The 22,202-nt window shown below is 69.1% G+C and carries 23 protein-coding genes and 1 tRNA gene; 17 read left to right on the top strand and 7 right to left on the bottom strand.

The window, feature by feature from the left end:
* From rsgA to IEY73_RS20095, 5 genes are all read left to right on the top strand, one after another.
* Positions 1–1,077 carry a ribosome small subunit-dependent GTPase A gene (gene rsgA / locus IEY73_RS20075; protein ID WP_189080846.1) on the top strand — a complete coding sequence of 359 codons (1,077 nt, stop codon included), beginning with the start codon at positions 1–3 and terminating at the stop codon, positions 1,075–1,077.
* 27 nt (positions 1,078–1,104) lie between these two features.
* The gene (hisN, locus tag IEY73_RS20080; protein WP_189080800.1) at positions 1,105–1,902 is read left to right on the top strand and encodes a histidinol-phosphatase; all 798 of its coding nucleotides are present in this window, start codon (positions 1,105–1,107) and stop codon (positions 1,900–1,902) included.
* Between the two features lie 64 nt (positions 1,903–1,966).
* Positions 1,967–2,833: a hypothetical protein gene (locus IEY73_RS20085; RefSeq protein ID WP_189080847.1), complete on the top strand. Its 867-nt coding sequence runs from the start codon at positions 1,967–1,969 to the stop codon at positions 2,831–2,833.
* Positions 2,834–2,967: 134 nt separating this feature from the next.
* Entirely contained in the window at positions 2,968–3,756 is a 789-nt protein-coding gene (locus IEY73_RS20090; RefSeq protein WP_229715986.1) for an ATP-binding protein, read from the top strand.
* A 9-nt stretch (positions 3,757–3,765) separates the two neighbouring features.
* On the top strand, positions 3,766–4,326 hold the full coding sequence (locus IEY73_RS20095) for a DUF5709 domain-containing protein (RefSeq protein WP_189080802.1): 561 nt from the start codon (positions 3,766–3,768) through the stop codon (positions 4,324–4,326).
* A gap of 35 nt (positions 4,327–4,361) precedes the next feature.
* Here IEY73_RS20095 and IEY73_RS20100 read toward each other — a convergent pair whose 3' ends face one another.
* Positions 4,362–4,997, bottom strand: a complete 636-nt coding sequence (locus IEY73_RS20100) for a response regulator (RefSeq protein ID WP_189080848.1) — start codon at positions 4,995–4,997, stop codon at positions 4,362–4,364.
* An 8-nt stretch (positions 4,998–5,005) separates the two neighbouring features.
* Positions 5,006–6,220 carry a MacS family sensor histidine kinase gene (macS, locus tag IEY73_RS20105; RefSeq protein ID WP_189080803.1) on the bottom strand — a complete coding sequence of 405 codons (1,215 nt, stop codon included), beginning with the start codon at positions 6,218–6,220 and terminating at the stop codon, positions 5,006–5,008.
* A 71-nt stretch (positions 6,221–6,291) separates the two neighbouring features.
* Here macS and IEY73_RS20110 point away from each other — a divergent pair, with 71 nt between their 5' ends.
* The 3 genes from IEY73_RS20110 to IEY73_RS20120 all read left to right on the top strand — a co-directional run bounded on the left by IEY73_RS20110 (position 6,292) and on the right by IEY73_RS20120 (position 8,675).
* Positions 6,292–6,684, top strand: coding sequence for an ATP-binding protein (locus IEY73_RS20110; protein ID WP_189080849.1), 393 nt, complete (start codon positions 6,292–6,294; stop codon positions 6,682–6,684).
* Between the two features lie 105 nt (positions 6,685–6,789).
* On the top strand, positions 6,790–7,308 hold the full coding sequence (locus tag IEY73_RS20115; protein WP_189080804.1) for a carbohydrate-binding protein: 519 nt from the start codon (positions 6,790–6,792) through the stop codon (positions 7,306–7,308).
* A gap of 104 nt (positions 7,309–7,412) precedes the next feature.
* On the top strand, positions 7,413–8,675 hold the full coding sequence (locus IEY73_RS20120; RefSeq protein ID WP_189080805.1) for a family 16 glycosylhydrolase: 1,263 nt from the start codon (positions 7,413–7,415) through the stop codon (positions 8,673–8,675).
* A 159-nt stretch (positions 8,676–8,834) separates the two neighbouring features.
* Here IEY73_RS20120 and IEY73_RS34250 read toward each other — a convergent pair whose 3' ends face one another.
* On the bottom strand, positions 8,835–10,097 hold the full coding sequence (locus IEY73_RS34250) for a chitosanase (protein ID WP_306661511.1): 1,263 nt from the start codon (positions 10,095–10,097) through the stop codon (positions 8,835–8,837).
* Positions 10,098–10,322: 225 nt separating this feature from the next.
* On the opposite strand from IEY73_RS34250, the gene malQ reads away from it, so the two are divergent.
* Positions 10,323–12,365 (top strand): 4-alpha-glucanotransferase, encoded by a 2,043-nt coding sequence (malQ, locus tag IEY73_RS20130; RefSeq protein ID WP_189080806.1) that lies wholly within the window; start codon positions 10,323–10,325, stop codon positions 12,363–12,365.
* Here the strand turns inward: malQ and IEY73_RS20135 are convergent.
* Positions 12,362–12,748, bottom strand: a complete 387-nt coding sequence (locus tag IEY73_RS20135; RefSeq protein ID WP_229715988.1) for a hypothetical protein — start codon at positions 12,746–12,748, stop codon at positions 12,362–12,364. The genes malQ and IEY73_RS20135 overlap by 4 nt on opposite strands.
* A 167-nt stretch (positions 12,749–12,915) precedes the next feature.
* On the opposite strand from IEY73_RS20135, the gene IEY73_RS20140 reads away from it, so the two are divergent.
* Positions 12,916–12,989 (top strand) — tRNA-Met (locus IEY73_RS20140).
* 51 nt (positions 12,990–13,040) lie between these two features.
* On the opposite strand, the gene IEY73_RS20145 is transcribed toward IEY73_RS20140, so the two are convergent.
* Positions 13,041–13,532 carry a hypothetical protein gene (locus IEY73_RS20145; RefSeq protein ID WP_189080857.1) on the bottom strand — a complete coding sequence of 164 codons (492 nt, stop codon included), beginning with the start codon at positions 13,530–13,532 and terminating at the stop codon, positions 13,041–13,043.
* Between IEY73_RS20145 and IEY73_RS20150 the strand changes: the two genes are divergently transcribed.
* The 3 genes from IEY73_RS20150 to IEY73_RS20160 are packed head-to-tail and all read left to right on the top strand — an operon-like array spanning position 13,512 to position 14,859.
* Entirely contained in the window at positions 13,512–14,180 is a 669-nt protein-coding gene (locus tag IEY73_RS20150) for a hypothetical protein (RefSeq protein WP_229715989.1), read from the top strand. The two genes, IEY73_RS20145 and IEY73_RS20150, sit on opposite strands and share 21 nt — an antisense overlap.
* On the top strand, positions 14,177–14,497 hold the full coding sequence (locus IEY73_RS20155; protein ID WP_189080807.1) for a hypothetical protein: 321 nt from the start codon (positions 14,177–14,179) through the stop codon (positions 14,495–14,497). Before IEY73_RS20150 ends, IEY73_RS20155 begins: the two co-directional genes overlap by 4 nt.
* Positions 14,494–14,859: a sigma factor-like helix-turn-helix DNA-binding protein gene (locus tag IEY73_RS20160; RefSeq protein WP_189080808.1), complete on the top strand. Its 366-nt coding sequence runs from the start codon at positions 14,494–14,496 to the stop codon at positions 14,857–14,859. Before IEY73_RS20155 ends, IEY73_RS20160 begins: the two co-directional genes overlap by 4 nt.
* An 88-nt stretch (positions 14,860–14,947) precedes the next feature.
* On the opposite strand, the gene IEY73_RS20165 is transcribed toward IEY73_RS20160, so the two are convergent.
* Positions 14,948–15,484, bottom strand: coding sequence for a GNAT family N-acetyltransferase (locus tag IEY73_RS20165; RefSeq protein WP_189080809.1), 537 nt, complete (start codon positions 15,482–15,484; stop codon positions 14,948–14,950).
* 9 nt (positions 15,485–15,493) lie between these two features.
* Positions 15,494–16,759, bottom strand: coding sequence for a helix-turn-helix domain-containing protein (locus tag IEY73_RS20170; protein ID WP_229715990.1), 1,266 nt, complete (start codon positions 16,757–16,759; stop codon positions 15,494–15,496).
* A gap of 592 nt (positions 16,760–17,351) precedes the next feature.
* Between IEY73_RS20170 and IEY73_RS20175 the strand changes: the two genes are divergently transcribed.
* From IEY73_RS20175 to IEY73_RS20190, 4 genes are all read left to right on the top strand, one after another.
* Positions 17,352–17,705 (top strand): hypothetical protein, encoded by a 354-nt coding sequence (locus IEY73_RS20175; protein WP_189080811.1) that lies wholly within the window; start codon positions 17,352–17,354, stop codon positions 17,703–17,705.
* A 321-nt stretch (positions 17,706–18,026) separates the two neighbouring features.
* A complete protein-coding gene (locus IEY73_RS20180; RefSeq protein ID WP_189080812.1) occupies positions 18,027–18,857 on the top strand; it encodes an SAM-dependent methyltransferase in 831 nt (276 codons plus the stop codon).
* A gap of 419 nt (positions 18,858–19,276) precedes the next feature.
* Positions 19,277–21,097: a B12-binding domain-containing radical SAM protein gene (locus IEY73_RS20185; protein WP_229715995.1), complete on the top strand. Its 1,821-nt coding sequence runs from the start codon at positions 19,277–19,279 to the stop codon at positions 21,095–21,097.
* Entirely contained in the window at positions 21,094–22,200 is a 1,107-nt protein-coding gene (locus IEY73_RS20190) for an aldo/keto reductase (protein WP_189080813.1), read from the top strand. The genes IEY73_RS20185 and IEY73_RS20190 overlap by 4 nt, the downstream gene beginning before the upstream one ends.
* Positions 22,201–22,202: the final 2 nt, after the last annotated feature.

A 22,202-nucleotide genomic window follows, 5' to 3' on the forward strand; every position in this document is an offset into this window, starting at 1 on the left:
CTGCCGGGGCGCAAACGGGAGTACGACGAGGACGACGTCCGGATCCGACCGGGCCGCTCGTCGCGTCCCCGTACCCGCACCCGGCCGAAACACTCCGACGCCGCCGACGCCCTGGTGGTGACGGTGGATCGCGGACGCTACGGCTGTGTGCTGAGCGCGGCGGCCACCGCCAAGGATCCCGCGGACGGCCTGGTCACCGCGATGCGCGCCCGCGAACTGGGACGCCGGTCGGTGGTGGTCGGTGATCGGGTGGCCCTGGTCGGCGACGTCTCGGGCGCGTCCGGTGCGCTGGCCCGGATCGTGCGGGTCGGCGAGCGCACCTCGGTGCTGCGCCGGACGGCGGACGACGACGACACCACGCCCGAGGGGCGCCTGGAGCGGGTGGTGGTGGCCAACGCCGACCAGATGGTCATCGTCAGCGCGCTGGCCGATCCGCCGCCGCGTACCGGCTTCGTGGACCGGTGCCTGGTGGCGGCCTACGACGCCGACGTCGAGCCGTTGCTCTGCCTGACCAAGGCCGATCTGGCCGGCCCCGCGGCGGTGCTCGGCTACTACGCCGAACTCGATCTGCCGTACGTCCTGGTCGGTCCGGGATCCGACCTGAGCGAGCTGGGCCGGCACCTGAGCGGACGGATGTCCGTGCTGGTGGGCCATTCCGGGGTGGGCAAGTCGACGCTGGTCAACCGCTTAGTGCCGGACGCGGTCCGGGCGGTGGGCGAGGTCAGCGCGGTGGGCAAGGGACGGCACACCTCGACCAGTGCGGTGGCGCTGCGGCTGCCCCGCCACGGGCGAGGACGGCGGGACCCCGGATGGATCATCGACACGCCCGGCATCCGCAGCTTCGGGCTGGCCCACGTCGGCGCCGAGAGCCTGCTGCACGGGTTTCCCGACCTGGTCGAGGGCACCGTCGACTGCCCCGCCAACTGCGGCCACACCGCTGGCGATGTGGACTGCGCGCTGGACGCCTGGGTGGTGGCGGGCAAGGCGGACCCGCGACGGCTGGCGTCGTTTCGCCGGCTGCTCGCCTCCCGCGCCGGTGAGCTGGATCCTCGTACGGACGCCGCCGGGCACCCCTGAGGCGGTCATCGGTTAGCGTGCCATGTCATGGCCGGTTACGCCGATGATCTCGCCCTCGCCCACCTGCTCGCCGATACCGCCGACACGATCTCCACGGCCCGGTTTCGAGCGCTCGACCTGCATGTCGAGTCGAAGCCCGATCTCACCCCCGTGTCCGACGCGGACACCGCCGTGGAGTCGGCCATCCGGTCCACGCTGGCCCGCGCCCGGCCTCGCGACGGCGTGCTCGGCGAGGAATACGGCGCATCCGTGGCGGGCAGCGGCAACCGGCGCTGGATCATCGACCCGATCGACGGCACCAAGAACTTCGTCCGCGGGGTACCGGTCTGGGGCACGCTCATCGCGCTGATGGAGGGGGATCTGCCGGTGGCCGGCCTGGTGTCCGCGCCCGCGCTGGGGCGCCGTTGGTGGGGTGCCAAGGGCCACGGCGCGTACGCGGGACGGCACCAGCGGGCGGCAAGCCGGATCCGGGTGTCCGCGGTCAACCGGCTGGCCGACGCCAGCGTCTGCTATTCGAGCCTGACCGGCTGGGAGGAGTCCGGCCGGCTGGAGCCGATGCTGGACATCCTGCGGCAGGCGTGGCGGTCACGGGCGTACGGCGACTTCTACGGCTACATGCTGCTGGCCGAGGGCGCCGTCGACGTGATGGTGGAGCCGGAGCTGTCGCTGTGGGACGTGGCCGCGCTGGTGCCCATCGTGACCGAGGCCGGCGGCCGGATCACCGACCTGCAGGGACGGGTCGACCCGAGCGGCGGCAGCGCGATTGCCACGAACGGGCACCTGCACGCCGACATGCTGGACCGGTTGTCTGCCGGGAAGCCCTGAGACCCTCCCCGCGCTGGTTTATTCTCGCCCAGTGGTGTCCGCGGGATGGTTCTTCCTCGCGGCGATGATCGCTGCGTATGGGGTGGCCAACCTGCTCCAGGCGATCGCCGCCGCGCGCACCACCGCGCACCACACCTTCGATCCCGGGCTGCTGCTGCGCCTGGCCGGCCAGCGCACGTACCTCTGCGGGGTGGGCTGCCAGACGCTGGGCTTCGTGCTCGCCTTCCTGGCCCGCCGCGACCTGCCGTTGTTCCTGGTGCAGGCGAGTGTCGCGGCGGGCCTGGGGGTGACCGCGATCCTCGGTGTGGTGCTGCTGAAATGGACCCTGCCGAGGGCCGAGGTGGCGCTGCTGGGGCTGCTGGGGCTGGGCATCACCGCGCTGGTGATGTCCGCGCGGCCGGCGCACGCCCGGCAACTGGGCGTCGCCGGGATCGTGGGCCTGGCGGTCGCCGCGGTGCTGATCGGCGTGCTGGGTTATCTCGCCGCGCGGATTCCGGGGGTGGCCGGCTCGGTCGCGCTGGGTTCGCTGGCCGGAGTGGGCTTCTCCGCGGCGGCGATCGCGGCCCGTCCGCTGACCGCCGAGCACGGCGTGACCGGCTATCTGTCCAGCCCGCTGCTCTACCTCCTGCTGGCACATTCCGTGATCGGCCAGATGCTGCTCGGCCTGGCCATGCAACGCGGCTCCACCACCGCCGCGGTGGCCGCGATGGACGCCGCGGGGGCGGTGCCCGCGGCCATCGTCGGACTGCTGCTGCTCGGCGACCAGATCCAGCCGGGACGAACGTGGCTGGCGACCACCGGATTCTTGGTCACCCTGGCCGCGGTCCTCGGCCTGACCCGCTACGCCGAGCCACAGCACCACCACGCCGCGTCCGCGGCGGCGACCGTCGCACCGGGGGTGGCGGCGGCGCCCGCGTCCGGGCGCCGTTGAGCGTGCATATCCCCGCGACGACGGGGTAAACCCTGGTCACGCAACGCACATGCATGCCCACCGGACACTTCGGCACGTGTCCTTCTCGCCCGCGAAATGCGAGAACGATACGCGAAATGCACAATGGAGCGATCATGCCGATCGAGGTTGGCCATCCGGCGGACGACGAGCGACCGTTTCCGGTGCTTCGGCTCGCCGGAGCGCTCGATGACGGCGGCGTGTCCACGGTCCGGTCGGCATTGCTCAGCACGTTGGCGCATCAGCCCGCCGCGCTGATCGTCGACGTGGCCGACGTGCGTCTCGACGATCCCGCCGCGGCGCGGGTGTTCCGGGACGTCGCGAGCCTCGCCGCGGACTGGCCCGCCGCCGCCCTGATGCTGGTGTCACCGCAGGCGTCGGCGTGGCACACCACCGGGTTGCCGGTGCACCCGAGCGTGCCGGAGGCGCTGGCCGGGATGGATCTGCCCGCGGTGGCCGACCGGCTGGACGCGGAATTGGATCCGGTGGTCGGCGCCGCCCGGGTGACCCGGCAGATCATCACCGACGCGTGCCGCCGCTGGGCGATGCCCGATCTGGCCGGGTCGGCCTGCATCGTGGCCACGGAAATGGTGAACAACGGCGTGGCGCACGCCCGTACCGGAATGACCTTGCTCCTGTCCCGGCGCGCGGACCCGCGCGGAGACCAGCTCCAAGTGGCCGTGCGGGATCACTCCCGCGCCGCGCCGACGTTCACCGGTCCGGTGCCGCCGGAATCCTACGGCGGCCGGGGCCTGGTGCTCATCGACTCGGTGGCGGACCGCTGGGGTTGCCTGCCGCTGGACGACGGCAAGGTGGTGTGGGCCGTGCTCTGGCCGGAGTCGGACATTCCGCCCCCGGGCGCAGACCCGCATCGCACAGGCATGGCCGAGCCGGGCCGCGGGTAGATAGCTGGCATGCGAGACAACGACTACCCGACCGAGGTCTCCGACCCGGAGGCGTCCGGCCTTCCGGAGACCGCGGACGACGACTCGAACGCGTACGACTCGGTACGCAGCTCCCGCTGGGCGGACGGTGCCGACCCGGCCGCGCTCGCAGGAACCGGACCGGGCGGATCGAACCGCTTCGGCGACACCGCCGAGGAGGCCCGCGAGGGCGAATCGCTTGACTACCGGCTGCGTCAGGAGGAGCCGGACGTCGGCGCGCGGGACCCGATCCCGCCGCGCCGCGACCCGTACGACGAGACGGTGGACAGCTCGGAGCAGCGTGCGCTGGACGCCGACGTGTGGGGTGCCGGGCCGACCTCGGACCCGAACTCGCCGGTGTCGCTCTACGACGACGGCCAGCTCGACGACGACGACCCGGAGCAGGTCGGCCGGCTGGTGGCGCCGGACGAGGGCAGCGGCACCGACGACGAGGCGGACAGCGTCGCGTACGACGCCGGCGCGGCCGGCGGCGGAGCCAGCCCGGAGGAGCGGGCCATCCACGAGACCAACGCGCCCCGATACCGCCCCTGATCATCCGCCCTCGGGTCCGCCCTGGTCTGGGCGACTCAGGGCTCCCGATCCAGGCCCTTCTCGATCGCGTACCGGGTGAGCTGCACGCGGTTGTGCAACTGGAGCTTGCCCAGCGTGTTCTGAACGTGGTTCTGCACGGTGCGGTGGCTGAGGACCAGTCGTTCGGCGATCTGCCGGTACGACAGGCCCTTGGCCACCAGCCGGAGCACCTCGGTCTCCCGCTCGGTGAGCTTGGGCGCGCCGTCGTCGTCGGCCGGCTCGACCGCCAACCGACGGAACTCGCCCAGCACCAGTCCGGCCAGGCCGGGGTTGAAGACGGCGTCGCCGGCCGCGGTGCGCCGCACCGCATCCAGGAACTCCGGCAGCGCGGCGGATTTGAGCAGATATCCGCAGGCGCCGGCCTTCACCGCGTCCAGTACGCTCTGCTGCTCGCCGCTCGCGGACAGCATCAGCACCCGGACGCCGGGCACCTCGCTCAGCAGGCCGCGAATCACCTCGACACCGCTGATGTCCGGGAGTTGCAGGTCGAGCACCACCACCTCGGGCCGGGCTGCCGCGGCGATGCGCACCGCCTGCCGCCCCTCCCCGGTGGCGGCGACCACGTCGTGTCCCGCCGCGGTCAGGTCACGGCCGACGCCCTCGCGCCACATCGGGTGGTCGTCGACCACCATCACCCTGCTCAACGGCTCTCCCCCCGTCCGGACCGCGCGCTCGCCGTCGCGGGCCGTTCCATCGTCGCCGACGATCTCGGCACGCTCATCTCCACCTCGGTGCCCTGATCGGGTGCCGAGGTGATGCGCACCGTGCCGCCCAGGTCGGCGATGCGACCCCGGATGGACTGCGCCACGCCCAGGCGACCCTGCCCCGCCGCCTCGCCGAGCCGCTCCGCGGGCATGCCGCACCCGTCGTCGCGCACGCTCACCGTCACCTCGTCCGGCTCGTCCTCCACCAACACCCAGACCGGGGTGCCGGGGGCGCAGTGCCGGGCCACGTTGTCCAGCGCCGCCGCGGTGGCCGCGGCCATCTCGCGGGCGGTTCCCGCGGGCAGCCGCACCGCGCCGGCCGGCCCGGCGATCGACACCGTCGGCGACGCGTACGCGCCGAGCAGTCCCATCAGATCGGTGTCGGCGGCCGTGTCCACGAGCGCCGCCGCGTTGCCGACCACCAGCGCCCGCAGCGCCGCCTCCTGCTCCCCGGCCAGCCGGGCCAACTCCCCGGCCTCGCCGGGCAGTCCCGCGCCGCGTCGCTTCACCAGGGCCAGCACCTGGAGGACCCCGTCGTGGATGTCACGGGCCAGCCGTTCCCGTTCCCGGGTCGCCGCCTCCGTCTCGATCGCCCGCTGCAGGCGTTCCTGGGCGTCCTCGGCCAGCCGCACGAGATAGCCGACGGCGAACGCGGCGAGCAGCATGAGCACCGCTCCGGTGAACGCCGACTGGTCGTAGTGCGCCCGCACGGTCAGATCGGTGGCGCCCATCAGCAGGGCCGTGGCCACGCCCCACCGTCGGCCGCCCCAGACCGCCCAGGCGAGCACCGGGGCGACGTGCCACGCCACCGCGAGCGTGGGACGTCCGGCTTCCAGCCCGGGACGCCCCACGACCACGATGCTCGCGGCCATCACGGCCATGGTGATCACCAGGTCCGCCACGAGCAGCGGCGGGCGACGACGACGCGGATCCGCGTACGCGTACGTGGTGACCACCGTCCAGCCCGCGGTGACCGCCAGCACCGGCCAGGCGAGCATCGGTCGCGCGTCGTGGCCGATGTTGCGGATCACCAGCACGGCGACGTAGATCAGCGCGGCGATGCGGTAGACCGCGATCGCCCGCCACAGTGGCGTCTGCAGGGCCGGCGCGGGACCGCCTCCCGGCCCACCCCGGTCGCCCTCGCTGCGCATGCACCGACCTTGCCATACGTAATTTGGGTGCCCAACGGGCAAGAACTTCCGGCGTCGCATACGGTCGACGGATCGACGCCGAACTCCTGCTCTCGCAATCCTTCGACCGCAGCCGGATCACCGGGCTACGGCACGTCCTGGCATCCTGCGCCGAGCGCAGCGGGTTGAGCGGGGATCGCCTCGACGGTTTCGTGGTAGCCGCGAACGAGTTGCTGACCAATGCGGTGCGGCACGGCGGCGGCCAGGGTCACGTGGCGCTGTGGCAGGAGGACGGATTCGTCGTCTGCGAGGTCTCCGACCACGGGGACGGCCTCCCCGAGCCGCGCCCGACGCCGCCGCCGCGTCCGGCCACCGATCAAACCGGCGGTTGGGGGCTGTGGCTGGCCGGTGAGCTCACCGACGAGTTGCACCTCACCACGGGAGCCGCGGGCACGACCGTACGCATCTCCAGCCGTACATCTTGAAGAGAACCTTAATTTTTCGGCCGTAACTTGCCCGGCCAAAATCGTTCTTCGAAAGTCTTCCGTGCTGCATCAGACCCCCGACCGCCAACGGAGGTTCCCGTCCCCATGCATCGCGCCCGTCACGGACGACGCTCGTCGCTGCTGCGCCCCCGCACCCTGATCGCCCTGGCCGTCGTCGGCGCGGGCCTCGCCACCGCGCTCTACCTGCCCGGGCGCGGCGACACCGCCGCGGCGACGGAGAACGACCGACACTCTCACGACGCCGATTTCCGGGACGGCCAACGGGATCGGGACGGCCAACGGGATCGGGACGGTCTGCGGGAACGGATCATCGCCGCGCTGCAACGGCATCGCGACGAGCACCAGCGCTGGGACGGGACCCAGCCGCCCGGCACGCAGCCGCCCGGCACGCAGCCGCCAGCGAGCACTCCCCCGACCGACGAGCCGCCGACCAGCCCGCCCACCTCCGCTCCGGCGGTGACCGCATGGGAGCCGTTCGTCACCTACGCCGCCGGTCAGCGGGTGACCTTCGAGGACGTGACCTACCTCGTACTGCAATCACATACATCGATGCCGGATTGGGACCCGCCGCACGTCCCGGAGCTGTTCGAGGCGGTTTCCTAGGGCTGGCTTCGCGAAGCCCGGTTCCGCAACCCGCCCGACTTGACGGAACGCCGTCAATCTCTAAGGGTTACTACGAATTACACCTCTCCCCCGGAGGATTCCCCATGCGCAAAGCGCGAATCACGCTTGCCGCGGCAGTCGTCGCGGCAACCCTCACGGGCGGCCTGGCGGCCGCCTCCCGCAGCGACACGGCAGACGCCGCCATCGGCGGCATCACGTGGCAGGACGAGTTCAACGGCGCCGCCGGCGCCCCGATCGACGGCTCCAAGTGGAAGTTCGACATCGGCGGCAGCGGCTGGGGCAACAACGAGCTGGAGTACTACACCAACTCCACCAGCAACGTGTCCCAGGACGGTCAGGGCCACCTCGCGATCACCGCGCGCAAGGAGAACCCGGCCAACTACCAGTGTCACTACGGCCGTTGCGAGTACACCTCCGGCCGCATCCTGACCCAGGACAAGTTCACTCAGGCGTACGGCCGCTTCGAAGCCCGCATCAAGATCCCGAAGGGACAGGGCATCTGGCCCGCGTTCTGGATGCTCGGCAGCGACATCGGCAGCAACCCGTGGCCCAACTCCGGCGAGATCGACATCATGGAGAACGTCGGCAAGGAGCCGAACACGGTGTACGGCACCGTGCACGGCCCCGGATACTCGGGCGGCTCCAGCATCGGCGGACACAAGGTGGCCGGTTCGGCGCTCGGGGACGCCTTCCACACCTACGCGGTCGAGTGGTCGCCGAACCTGATCGTCTGGTTCCTCGACGGCCAGGAGTACTTCCGGGTCACGCCGGCCAGCCTGAACGGCAACCGGTGGGTCTTCGACCACCCGTTCTTCATGCTGCTGAACGTGGCGGTCGGCGGATACTGGCCGGGCAACCCGGACGCGAGCACCGTCTTCCCGCAGACCATGCTCGTGGACTGGGTCCGCGTCTCGGCCTGGAACGACGGCGGTGGCGGCGGATCGACCCCGCCCCCGTCGACCGGCGGAACGATGCTGAAGTCGAACTTCAGCGGCCGGTGCATCGACATCCCGGGCGGCAACGCGGTGGACGGCGCCCGCCTGCAGATGTACGACTGCAACGGCAGCGACGCACAGAAGTGGACCTTCCAGGGCGACGGAACGCTGCGCGCGAAGGGCATGTGCATGGACCCGGCGGGCGGTGCGCTGAGCAACGGCACGCCGATCCAGATCGTCAGTTGCAACGGCAACCCGGTGCAGCGCTTCACCCTGTCGGGTGCGGGCGACCTGGTGAACGTGTCGGCGAACCGGTGCGTCGACGTCAAGGACTGGAACAGCGGAAACGGCGCTCAGTTGCAGCTCTGGGACTGTGGCGGCACGTCCAACCAGAAGTGGACGAAGGCCTGACCGCATAACGCCCCGATCGACGGCATGAACCTCAAGCTCGACGCGTCGGCGCGTCGAGCTTGAGGTTTATCGGGCGACGTACGCACAGGATTACCCGCGAATCGGGCAACATGAAGGTCAACATCGGCCGCTCGTGGGTGGCGGCGGCGGAGCGCACACTCAACCGGGCATCAGGCCGGTCCGGGTGATCTGGAAGTCGTCGCCGTAGACGGCCCAGCTCAGCGGCAGGTTGAGGTCCAGGTTGCCGGCCCGCAGGAACGCCCGCTGCGCGGTGTCCACCCGGCTGGTGTCGTGATGCGCGGCCTCGGAGCGCATCTCACGCACCCGCATGTCCAGGAAGGCGTTCAGATAGGCGACCTCGTCGCCCCCGCGTTTGGGTGCCGGCGACACGCGCAGCGCTGCGGCGCGGATCTGCCGCAGGCCGGACACGCCGTGCATGACCGCGGCGTCGAAGTAGGCGAACTGCCCCAGCGCCCGGAGCCCGTCGGCGCGGCTGAGCGCGAGAGCCGGTTCGAGGTACAGCCTGTCCCGTTCGTCCTCCTGCGTCTTCTGGAAGACCGGGTCCTGCGCGGCGGCACGCCAGTCGGCCGGGAACCCCGGATCGAGGCCGGCATGCGAGTCCGAGCCGTCCACCACACGCAGCGCGGGAAGGTATTTCGCCAGCGGGTTGTCCGGCTTCCGCCGGGTGTATTCGGTGACCACGATGAGCATGTCGGAGGTGCCGGAGCAGAACCCGACCAGTCCGGCGGTGTATCCGCGGCCGTCGCCGATGTCCTCGATGTAGCCGTACTGTCCGCGCCAGTCCCGGGTGGAGTTCTCCGCGGTGGAGACCAGTTGGAGCGCGATCTCCTTGCGCGCCGGGTGTTCCAGGCCGGCTGCCGTGGACGGCACCGCGGCAGAGAGGGACGACGGCCGGCCCGGCCGGGACGCGGGCGCGGAACCGTACACCTGCACCTCCCGGAGCGAATAGCCGAAGCGTGTGGCGCGCTGGGTGGCGAGCACCCGCAGGAAACGCCCCCGTCCGTGCAGTCGACGCAGGTCGTCGGTGCCGCCGTTGCCGGAACGCATCACGTAGGTGTCAGACCAGGAAGCACCATCGTTGGACGTCTGGATCCGGTAGCCGGTGGCATAGGCCCGCTCCCACGTCAACCGTACGCGGGAGACGCCGTGCACGCCGCCGAGGTCGATGCGCAGCCACTGGGTGCCGCCCCCGCTGACGCTCGCCCAGCGGCTGCCGAGGCTGCCGTCGGTGGCGTGCGCGGCGGCGTACCGCTCGGCATAGGTGCTGGACGCGAGGGCCGGACGACCGGCGGAGATCAGCACGGCGGTCGCGGCGGATGCGGTGACCGTGATCCCCAGGGGCACCAACCCCACCGTCGCGACGGTGGCGACGATGGCGACGTTCCGCACCCTGATCCGCACCCGTCAATGCTAGGCCGCCGGGCTCAACGCCGTTTGCGGTTCCGCGAAATGAGCACGATGCCCAGCACCACGGCGGCCACCACGAACAGGCAGCAGACCCCGCCGAGGAGCGGGAAGAAACCGAAGCCGCGCCGTCGCCGACCCGGGCAAGGCCCTCGGCCCACGATGGGGAGGCGGATCAGGCAGGGTAGTACCTGGGGAGATCCCGTCGAGAGAGGAGAGCGCATGGACGCCGACCTGGTGGCCTTGGCCGAGGCGTACGGAGTCGCGACCTGGTATGAGGACTGGCACCGGGAACGCCGCGACGTGTCCGCCGAGTCCGTCATCGGGGTCCTCGGCCTGCTCGGGGTGGATGCGAGCACCCCGGCTTCGGTCGCCGGTGCGCTCGCCGCCGTGCAGCGGGCGCGCCGGGAACACCGCCTGCCGGGGACCGTGGTGGTCCGGCACGGCACGGCCCGGGAACTGCCCGCGCCGGGTCGGATCGTGCAGGAGGACGGCACCACGCGCGACGTGACCGGGATTCCCGACGATCTGCCGCTGGGCTGGCACCGGCTGACCGTCGAGGACCGTGCGGTGACCCTGGTGGTGGTGCCGGCCGAGCTGCCGGAGCCGCCCACCACCTGGGGGTGGATGCTGCAGCTATACGCGCTGCACTCGGCCGCCTCGTGGGGCATGGGCGACCTGGGTGACCTGCGAGAGTTCATCGGCCAGGGCCAGGACGCCGGCATGATCCTGCTCAACCCGCTGCACGCGATCACGCCGACGTTGCCGGTGCCGTCGTCGCCGTACTCGCCGTCCAGCCGCCGCTTCGCCAATCCGCTCTACCTGCGGGTGTCCGACACCGCCGAATACCGGCGCGCCGACCCGCCGCTGCGTGCGCAGGTGGATGCACTGCGGCCCGGCCCGACCGCGGACGGTCTGATCGACTACAGCGCCGTCTGGCAGGCCAAACGCGCCGCGCTGGAGCTGCTGTGGCCGCTGGCCGGTCAGCGGGACCCGGACGCCGATCCGGGGCTGACCGACTTCGCCACGTTCTGCGCGCTCGCCGAGGTGCATGGCGCGAACTGGCAGCAGTGGCCGGCTCAGTTGCGGCGGCCGGACTCGGACGCGGTCCGCGCGGCCCGGGAACGGCTGGGCGACCGGATCGGCTTCCACATCTGGCTGCAGCATCTGCTGGACGAGCAACTGGACGCCGCCAACGAGGCCGCGCGGGCGGCCGGCATGCCCCTCGGGGTGGTGCACGACCTGGCGGTGGGCATCGACCCCAGCGGCGCCGACGGCTGGCTGCTGCAGGACGTGCTGGCCGAGGGTGTGCACGCGGGCGCCCCGCCGGATGCCTTCAACCAGCTCGGGCAGGACTGGGGACTGGCGGCGTGGCGGCCCGACCAGCTCATCGAGACCGGCTATGCGGCGTACCGGGACATGCTGCGGCGCATCTTCCGGCACGCCGGCGGCCTGCGCGTGGACCATGTGGCCGGGTTGTGGCGGTTGTGGTGGGTGCCGCCGGGCATGGGACCGGTCGACGGCACGTACGTGCATTACGACCCGGAGGCGATGCTGGGCATCCTGGCGCTGGAGGCGCAGCGGCACGGCGCCGTGGTGATCGGCGAGGATCTGGGCACCGTACAGCCTGCGGTCACCGCGGGCCTGGAGCGGATGAACATGCTCGGCTCCGCGGTGCTGTGGTTCACCCGCGACTACGACGACCCGGATGAGGGATACCTGCCCTCCGCGAAATACCCACGCAACGCGCTGGCCAGCATCTCCACCCACGATCTGCCCACCGCGGCCGGTTTCCTGCGCGGTGAGCAGGTTCGGGTACGCGCGGAGCTCGGCCAACTGGCCGGGCCGGTCGAGGAGGAACGCAAGCGCGCCGACGCGGACCGGGCCCAGTTGCTGACACTCCTGGCCGACGAGAATCTGATCGAGCCCGGCGCGGACACCGAACACGTGGTGGTGGCGATGCACGAGTTCCTCGCCCGGACGCCGTGCCGGCTGGTCACCGCCTCGCTGTACGACGTGCTCCTGGAAACGGATCAGCCGAACCTGCCGGGCACCACCGACGAGTACCCCAACTGGCGCATGCCGCTGCGCACCAGCCTGGAACAGATCGGCGACCAGGAACTCGTGCGGCGCGTCGCGGCGGTGCTGAACGGCCGCAAGAGCGCGGCGATGCCGAACGGGCGGACGAGCGCGGCGGTGCCGAACGGCCGCAAGAGCGCGGCGGTGCCGAACGGGCGGACGAGCGCGGCGGGACCGGACGCCTAGACGGACAGCGGGGGCGGCGGCGGATCGTCGTCCACCGCGAACAGCATCGGGTGGTCGGGGGTGGCCGCCGCCCGGGTGCGGCAGCGGGCCGGGGGCAGCAGGGACGATCGGTGCTGCGGGTGTTCGGCGCAATGCCGCAGGGCACGGGTGATCGCGTCCGGGTGGTGCCGGCCCCCGCCGTACTCGCCGCACCGGGCGCAGTCCCACCGCCAGTAGGCCGGTCCCTCGTCCGAGTCGTACCGGCGGATGCGCAGGGCCGGCTGGGTCTCGCTGTGCCGGGCGGCTGCCGCCGCAAGGATCGCGGCCACCCGCTCGGGCGGCTGCACCTCCGTGCTCCGATCGTGCCCGCCGATCAACCCGGCGGGTGCGCTGCTTACCGGCACCGTGTCACCTCCGCACCTCATAATCACCTATATGTCCAGCTTGGCGCTGCTTGTGGGCGTTCGGAGGTGTTTTTTGGCAAAGTGCGGGCGCATTCACCCGCTTCGGCGCCCGCACCGACCCCCGCGTGCAGCACGCCCACCGGATCGGCTAACGTGGGTATCACCGACGCGGGGTGGAGCAGCTCGGTAGCTCGCTGGGCTCATAACCCAGAGGTCGCAGGTTCAAATCCTGTCCCCGCTACAATGTGATGTCTCGGGACATCGGAATAGCCTGAACCTGCGTTTCGCAGGTTCAGGCTTTCTGTTTTTTGGGCGTGGTGCCGGGTGGCCGACCGGTGGGCTGGTAGTCGCGTCGTGGGTCGATGGTCGGTTCGCGGAGGAGTTCACCGGTGGCGGCGTTGATGACGCGGACGTTGAGGTCCTGGACGAGGAGTAGGACGTAGGTTCCGGCGTAGGTTCGGCCGATGCCGATGTGGCGGAGCCGACCGGCAACGCGCAGCGTGACGCTGCCGGTTTTGCTGATGGTGTCGTGGCGGACTCGGTCGTGGGTGTCGCTGGTGCGGTCGGTGCTGGGGCCGGCTTTCGGCCGGGCGTGGTAGGTGGTAGCCGGGGTGGCCCGCTGTGGCAGTGACCGGTAGGGGCGGCGGTGGTTGTACTCGTCGGTGAAGGCGTCGATCAGGGCTTGCAGCTGGGTGGTCGTGTGCGGCTGGCGGGGTTGGGCGCGGAGCCATTTCTTCACCTGCTCACCGTCTACCGATAGCGCATGGACATCGGCCAGGTCCACATCGGCTGGCTCGGCGACCACATCGAGGGCTTCAACTCGCAGGCCGGCGCGAACGTGTGGCGAACCCCGCTGACCTTGTCCGAGCAGATCCGGCTGACCCGCCGCGTGATGCTGCACGCCCTGGTCACCTTCGCCCCGCTGGCCGAGCGGGTCTCGATGGCGGCCGTCCCCGGCAACCACGGCGAGACCGTCAGGATCGCCGGCCGAGGGCTGACCCGATACGACGATTCCCACGACACCGAGTCGTTGATCGCCGTCCACGACGCCGCCCAGTTCAACCCCGACGCGTTCGATCACGTCGCGATCCACGTCCCAGAGACCGACGAACTGACCGTCGTGGTCGACGTCGCTGGCACCGTCGTGGCGCACGCCCACGGACACCAATGGCAGCCGGGCCGGCACTTCGACTGGTGGAAGGGCCAGGCGTTCAACAAGGACTCGGCCATGCATCGCGCTGATCTGCTCGTCGCGGGCCACCTGCACCACGAACTGGTCGACAGCGACGGCCCGAGGACCTTCATCCAGACGCCCGCCCTCGAATCGGAGAGCACCTGGTGGCGGCACGCGACCGGCACCCCGGGACACCCCGGACTCATTGTCGCGATCACCAAAGACGGGAACACGAACATCAAGGAGGTAGTGCGTTGACCACCACGGGGAAACTGTCGACCACCGTCGACTGGACGGTCCTCGACCTCAACGGCATCCCGGAGATCGCCCACCGCGCCGCCCGCAAGGTAGCAACCGAGTACGCCGGACTGGTCGACCTCGACGACCAACGCCAGGACGCGCTGATCCTGCTGGCCACCAACCCCATCCTGGTCCGCGAACACATCGAGGCCGGCGCCCTGGGCCGGCTGCACCGCTGGATCTGGTGCCGGCTGATCGACAAGGCCCGACCCATTGCCCGCCGCGCGAACCAGACCATCTCCTACGAACGGCGAGCCCGGGAGGTGGCAGCGTGACCGACTACGACCGCCCCCTCGTCGAGCGCCTGCTCCCCGCCGTCTGGGACGGAGCAACCGCGTACGGCATGAACAACCCCACCGCACCCGACCCCGACATGCCCCGCGCCCAAGGCGACCCCGCCCACGCCGGCACCCTTTACGCCCACATCGCGGACATCCGCATCGGCTGGACGAAGGCCCCGCTCAAGGACACCGAGCGCAAGGCACTCGTCCTGCGGTACGGGCTGGACATGACCGAACGCGAGATCGCCGCCCGCCAGGGCGTTACCCGGCAGGCCGTCAACCACCGCCTCGTTGCGGGCGTCGGCCGGATCGACGCATGCCTTAATGGCGCGGGAGGTCAAGCCGGCGACGAATAGCATCGAAGTGCATGAAACGAGCCCCAAGCCGTCTGGCTTGGGGCTCGTTTTTTGCTTTGCCATGAGGGCTCCAATGCGGCCACTGCCATCACGGCTCGTCGGCGTTCGCCCCTAGGCTGAGGACGAGAAGATCCATCGATGGCCCCCAGGATAAGCTTGTCCCAGCGACTTGCCGCCAGCCCGCTCGCGCGTACATGCCGCGTGCTTTTGAGCGAGGATCGGACGCGAGGGTAGCGATGGGTTCGGGCCGTTCGGTCAATAGCTCGCGAATGAGCTGTGCCCCTGTCCCTTCACCCCGATATCGGGGATGGACGATCCATTCCATTACGGCGAACTTGTCGACGTCCTTGATGGAATTTTCTGGCACAGTGTCGGAGCGAGACCACCATTTCCCAGCGGCCATCGTCCAGCCATAAGATGCTCCGACGAGTTGACCGTCATGAACGGCGATGATCAGGGTGAACCCAGGACGGCCTACGTCCTCGTTCAGGCTTGACCTGAAGCGGTCGAACTGCTCTGGGCCTTCGCTGTACGGCGGCTCCCGATAGACCACCTCGTACAAGTTGACGAGATCGTCGGCGAGCGGTGCCACGTCGCGCTCACCAAGACGAGCAAAAGTGATCATCATCGAATTCTAGGCCGAGCGGTCCGTCAGCTCCCTGAAGCCTGGCCGCCGCCTCTCGGACTCTGGCGTCGCTTCCGCGACCTGCTGCGCGACCGCACGAAGAAGGCCGTTGTGTTGGTCGGCAGGAAGCGCATCCAACACGCTCGCCGCCAAACGCAAGCCATCGGGGACATGCCCGTTACGGATAAGGGCTGAAGCGTGGTGGAGCTGAACCTGTGAGCGAAGCCGTGCAAGCGAGCGTGGATACAGCTCCACGGCTCGATCCTTGGCCTGCGCCGCCTTCCCCAGCTCCCCTGCGTGTGCATAGACCCAAGCCTCCGTGTGTCGGAGCCGATGTTCGGGCCACCCCCAAAGCGAGTCAACGTCACTCAGAACTGAACTGGGAAGGGCTGCCGCCATGTCGTCGAGCTGGCGCACGGCCGAAATCGCCTCGCCATGGCGACCGGCAAGAGAGAGTGCTTGAGCATGTCCGGCTACAAGTCCACACGAGGCGGCCGTCGGTTTCTTGGGGTCGACAAACCCGATAGCCTTCTCTGCTAGTGATATAACCCGAGAGGCCGGACGTCCGTCATAGCAGCCATTCACCACGTCCCAAGCGTGAGAGAAGATGACGCTATCCGAATCTCGCGAGTCTTTGGCATGCTTGTGGGAGTCCCGCCACCATCGATTTGCAGCCAGGACGTTTCCGGTGGCAATCATGTTCAAGGCGACGATGGCCGAGAGGCGGGACAATGTTTTGAGTAGGGCTAGTCTCGCAACTTCGGGGGCGGACGGAATGATCGCCTGCAATACGGTGATGTCCGCTCGAAGGCTCTCCGTAATCTGATCGGTAGAAACGCGATAATAGGACGTACCGTAGTCATCCACAATCGACTCCCACTGATCGTAATCAAGGGCACCCTCAGCCACTACTGAAACCCCGTTCCGAATTGCCTCCCACTGGACCAGCGGAATTGGGCTCGCAGCCAAGGCGCCTATCGCCCGGATTACGGTTCTTCGCTTCATATCGCTGTCGCCACTCTGTTCTTGCAGATACGCCTCGATGAGTGCGCCGTCGGCCTCCAGTCGTTCGTCGCAGTCCCTGGCGAGCTTCTCCGGCGGCCGACGCTCGCCGCGCTCCACTTGCGAGATGAACGTGAAGGTGTAGGGCACTCGTGCTTCGAGTTGTCGAAGAGACAAACCGCGAGCTTCGCGGTGCTGCCTAAGTATCTGACCGAAGGTCCCCACTGCGCCTCCCGCTCGCTGTACGCAGACGTGTCCGCGTACGCGGTACATCTCGCCATCGCCCTGAGTGTCGACAACGCTACTCCCGTAAGTCGATCACGAGACGCCGCCGGAGTCAGTGGCGGTGGCAGACCCTCGGTCGCGAGCGTATCGCGGAGTTGGCCTACGGGATCGCGAACACGTTTGGTTTGGACGGAGGGACAGGATGGGTGCGCGCGAGATGTACCAGCCAGGGCATGGCGATGCGTCCGTCACGACGAGTTCCCTGCCCGAGAGGCAGGCCGGATCGACGGGACCGACGGCCTTCGTCGGACAAAGGGCCGCAGGATGAACAGCGTCCACAGGTCAACTGCTCAACCGCTGGGCATCGAAAGGCCGAACGTCAGTGGTGGCAGGTCGCCCTCCTGCGGCCGGTCCGATGTACCTGTGGGGTGCAGTGGCCGTGTGTTGAGGTCAGGCTGGAGTTGATCCGCCGCCGCCCAACTGTCGAGTGTCCATTGCCGGCCTGGGCGCTGCCGGCACAGGAGCATCCGCAGGTGGGTCGTGCCGAGTCGTTCACCGAAGCGCCGCCCTACCGCGCGAACGGTGGACCTTGGAGCCGGTTCGATGAACGCGCCATTAGGCTGATGGGCGGATCGAAACAATGAAGGACACTCGACCCGAAGGCGCAATCCTGCTGGGGCATTATCCGCCTGGCGTCGTCTTGCATGCGCCGCATTGCATCGATGGCGAAAATGCAATGTCGGTGCCGGTCGGTGCGACTATCGAGGCTCACCCGAACCACCAGTTCGATCAGTGCTTCATCGACTTCTTCTCGATCGTGAATGATCCGGCCGCGCTTGCCGCAGTCATGCGCACGTCTCGATCGAGATCATCACCTTCCGGCGCCACCCGTACACCCCCTTCTGATCCTCGCGACATGACAAAGCCTCAACCCGCCGATGCGATTCGCCCTTTGTGCCGCATCTGTCGCGGGACGCACGAGCAGGACGCATGAAGTCCCTCGTTCCCGGCACCCCCGACCTTAGTGCTTGATGTTGATGGAGGCCCGCATGGCTGCCGCTCCAGAACTCGATCGGCGAATACCTGGCGCGACTGTCCCTCCAAGCGAGAGGGGCGCACAACCTATTGCCAGAGTGGACGTTGACCCCGAAATCCTGGAGCGGATTGCCGCCTGCCTCCGTAAATGGAGCCCCGCGCGCTCTCCCGTAGCGCGGGTAGCAGCGGTGAATTCCCCTTCCAGCCGCCCAAAAGGTGGTACTGGTCATCGGCCCCGTCACGCGAAAGGCACCGTGTACGACACGCGGGTGGTATAGAGATGAACGATCAGCCCTGGACGCTCCCGCGTGACCCCAACGAGTTGGCGTCATCGGTGGCGCCCGCCCGCCGTTACGACGCGCTCCTGCATCGCAAAGACAACTTCGCAGTGGACCGAGGCGCTGCGATGGACCTGCTGAGGATCCTCCCGTACGCGGAGATCGCGGCGGACGAGAATCGGCGCTTCATCGAACGATCCGTGCGCCGCCTGGCCGGCAAGCTGGGGGTGGATCAGTTCCTCGACGTCGGTTGCGGGCTGCCGACCACTCCCAGCGTGTTTGAGATCGCCGAGGCGGCTGAACCACGAAGTCGAGTCCTGTACGTCGACCATGACGAGCACGTGGCTGTTCACGCCCGAGCCCTCATGGCGGCCCCCGGCAGTCACGGGACGGGCTGGTCGGACTTCATCGCGGGCGACCTGCGCCGACCGAAGGCTTTAGTGAGCGATCCACGGTTGCGGAGCATGTTCGACCAGCGCCGGCCTGTTGCGGTGCTGATCAACGCGGTGCTGCGTTTCGTCACCGACGAGGAAGACCCGTATGGGGCGGTCGAGACGCTGATGGCTGCGATGCCGTCGGGGTCGTACCTGGCTTTGACTCACGGCACAGCCGACTTCATGACTGAGGAACAGCGAGAGGCGCTGGCTGGCCTGGACCGTGACGTTCACGGCCCTCTCGTGCCCCGCACCCGCGAGGAGATCGCGGGCTTCTTCGTCGGGTTCGAGCTGGTGAAGCCCGGCCTGGTACCGACCGCTGATTGGGGCCGACCAGACGACTCGGAGGTGACCGCGGAGCAGTGCGCCGCGTACGCCGGTATCGCGCTGAAGCTTTGACCCGACCTCGCGCCGGCCAATTTCGGCCTGTGGCTTCGGCGTTCTTCGCCTGCCCGAGTGGTCAGCGCCCCCTCGAACCGGAACGGAGACGAACCTTGAAGAGTGCCACTGTGAAGATCGATCCCGCTCGACGACTGGAGGCGATCATCAGCTCGGTCACCGGTCGAGCGGATCCTGCCCTGACCGAAAACTCGGATTCGCTGATGACGGATCCGAACGCGCTGCTCCGGTTGATCGCGAGCGTCGTGCCGTATAGGGCGATCGTCGCCGGCACACTCGATCGGAGGCTCGCGCTGATCGAGACGGACCCGGTTCAGCAGCAATGGCAGATCGGAGAGCTGTCGGGCAGCGCCTTGGCAGAACGCGACTGGCCCGCTTGGGCGCACGAAGGCGTCAACGCGCACGAGCCGAACTCGTGGATGTCGCTGGGCACTGTAAGCGCGGGAGCGGTCCATCGGCTGACCCGGCCGCGGGTGCTGCTGGTCGCCCTGTACCACCCGGAGTATTTCCCGATGCCGCGATTCCCGCTGGCCATCTCCGATCTCGCGCGCGCGGCCCGCGCGATGTTGACCGGCCAGGTCCGCATGGTGGACATGCAGCTCGGCGTGAGTCTGGCCGGCATCACCTCCGAGGTGGAAGGCTGGTCTCCGGACATCGTCGGCATCTCGGCGACGTTCGGTCAGCATGACCTGATGGAGCGACTGCTCGACCACCTGAACGGGTTGCCGCAGGCTCCGATGGTCATCGCCGGGGGAAGCCTGACCGCCCGCAACGAAAAGCTGCTCCTCGACCGCTACCCGAACCTGTTGATCGCGCGAGGTGCCGGGGAGCCGACGATCCAGGACGTGATCGGGCACTGGCATGGCGACCTGGGCATCAGCGATATTCGGGGCATCGGCTACAACGGGGCGGCGCGTGGCGGCGGAATGGCGATCGGCTCGTTCCGCCGGACCGCATCGGTCGCCAACCGGTTGCAGACGGACATCTTCCCGGAGCTAGACCTGCTGCCTCGGACGTTCCAGCATCGCGGCGTCGCGCAGTTGGAAGGCTCCCGAGGGTGCACCAACTTCTGCTCGTTCTGCCCGCGCGGACACAAGGGAACGTGGGCCGGTGCCCTACCCCGGCAACTGCCGTGGATCTTGCGCGAAATGCGGCGGGTGTTCGACCGCCACCCGGAGGTTTCTCGGACGCTGTACCTGGTCGATGAGGAGTTCATCGGTCGTGGCCCAGATGCCGCCGGCCGAGCGCTAGACATGGCCCGGACCGTTCACGAGGCGGGGTTCCGATGGGAGAGCAGTTGCCGCATCGATCAGGTCTGTTCGCTCGACGAGGATCGGCGTTGGCACATCGAGCGGGCACGGATGTGGCGGGCAATGCTCGGGGCCGGGCTGCGGCGATGCCTGTTCGGGGTCGAGTCCGGCGTGACCTCGATTCTGGAGCGGTTCAACAAGGAGACGACCAGCGAGCAGAACGCGACCGGGATTCGGACGCTGTCGGCGTTGCAGGTTCCGACCCGGTTCACGTACATCACGTTCGACCCGCTGATGAGCATCGGCGAGTTGGAGGCCACTTACGCCTTTCAGGGCCGCACCGACCTGCTGATGCGACCGCTGCCCGAGATGGACGTTGAGCAGATCGTGGACGGCGTACGCGACGACCAGTTCGCCGCAGAGCATGCAGCGGGCGAGCCGTTCTATCGGGGCATCTCCTACATGCTGGTCTCGATGGAGTGCTTGATCGGCGCTGCCTACACCAGGGCCGCGCAGCAGGCCGGCCTCACCCGCGACGAGCGGCCCTCGATGGGCCGGGTCGACGCCGAGTACGCCGATTGGCGCATCGGTGTGTGCGCCCGCCACGCCCAGCTCTGGGTGGATCGCAACTTCGCCCTGGACTACACCTTCAAGTCACTGGAGAAGGTCCTCGACGGCGGCCAGCGCGACAGCGTCCGGCAGGCCCGGCTGGTAGTCAAGGACGCCGCCTACAAGCTGCTCGGGCAGATGCTCAGTCTGATCCGGACCCACGACCTGGAGCGGCCCGACCCCGAAGCACTGGAGTCGGGCCTCGTCGCGGTGATGGACCGGCGGATCGAGGAGTTGAAAGCAGAGATGCGGCTGACCATCACCGCAGTCACCGCGAACCTCAGCGGTCAGGATGCCGACCGGCTGACCAGCGAGCACCGACGGTGGGCCGACAGCGACGCCTGGCACTCGATCAACGCCTCGGACCCGTGCGGCACATGATGACGACACAGACCGAGACTGAGATGTGGCTGCCGATCCGCGACGTGCCCGGCCTTCCGCGGCCCATCCCCGCGATCGGGGCAGGATGCTGGACAATCGGGGGTCCGGCGGCCAACCAGGGCACGCCGATCGGCTGGGACGACGTCAACCCGGATGACGCCCTGGCCGGCCTCCACGCAGCCTACGACCTGGGCGTACGCCTGTTCGACACGGCCGACGTGTACGGCATGGGCCGCTCCGAACAACTCCTCGGCCAGTTCGTCAGCCAGGTGTCGCGAGCGGGCCTCGTGCTGACCAGCAAGGTTGGCTACCAGCCTGGCCCCGACGGCGGGCATCCGTACGCGCCGAACCAGATCCGCCGGCAGTTCGAGCACACCCTGACCCACCTGAACACCGATTACCTCGATGTGTACTTCCTGCACAGCGGCGACTTCGGCCCCGAGGACCGGTACCTCCAGCCAGCGGTCGACACGCTGCAAGACCTGCTCCGGCAAGGAGCGATCAAGGCGATCGGGCTGCGAGCGCCGCACGAGTTCGCGGTGGAGTGGGCCGACCGGGACGGACTGATCGCGGCGCAGGCCGCACGGTTCCTGCACCTGTTCCAAACGGTCCACCCGGAGATCCTGACCGTGCGCCACAACCTGCTCTCGCACCAGGTCAGCGAGGGTGAGACGGACGTATTCGCGTTCGCTCGTCAACGCGGCACCGGGGTCCTGATCAAGCAGGCGCTTGGTCAAGGCGTGCTGCTTGGGACGCACGACCCGGCCAGTCCGAGGCGATTCAGCGCGCTGGATCACCGCAGTCGGGATCCGCTGTTCGCCCCGGCGATCCTGCACGCGGTCCGTCACGGTCTGCGCAATGCCGGGGTCGCGGCCGGTGACGTGCCCGGTCTTGAAATCCGGGCAGCGCTCGGCTTCGCGCTGCGCCAGCAAGATGCGGCCGTTCTCGTCGGTTTCCGGGACGCGGCACAGATCACCGCGACCATTACCGCAGCACGCTCGCCGATTCACCCGGCCGACCTCGACCTTGTCCACCGCGCGCTGCAACCCGCGCGGGACCTGCTGCACCACCTGCCCCCGCCGATCCGGCAAACCGACAAGTAGAA

It is taken from the genome of Mangrovihabitans endophyticus (assembly GCF_014646155.1).
Classification (GTDB): domain Bacteria; phylum Actinomycetota; class Actinomycetes; order Mycobacteriales; family Micromonosporaceae; genus Actinoplanes; species Actinoplanes endophyticus.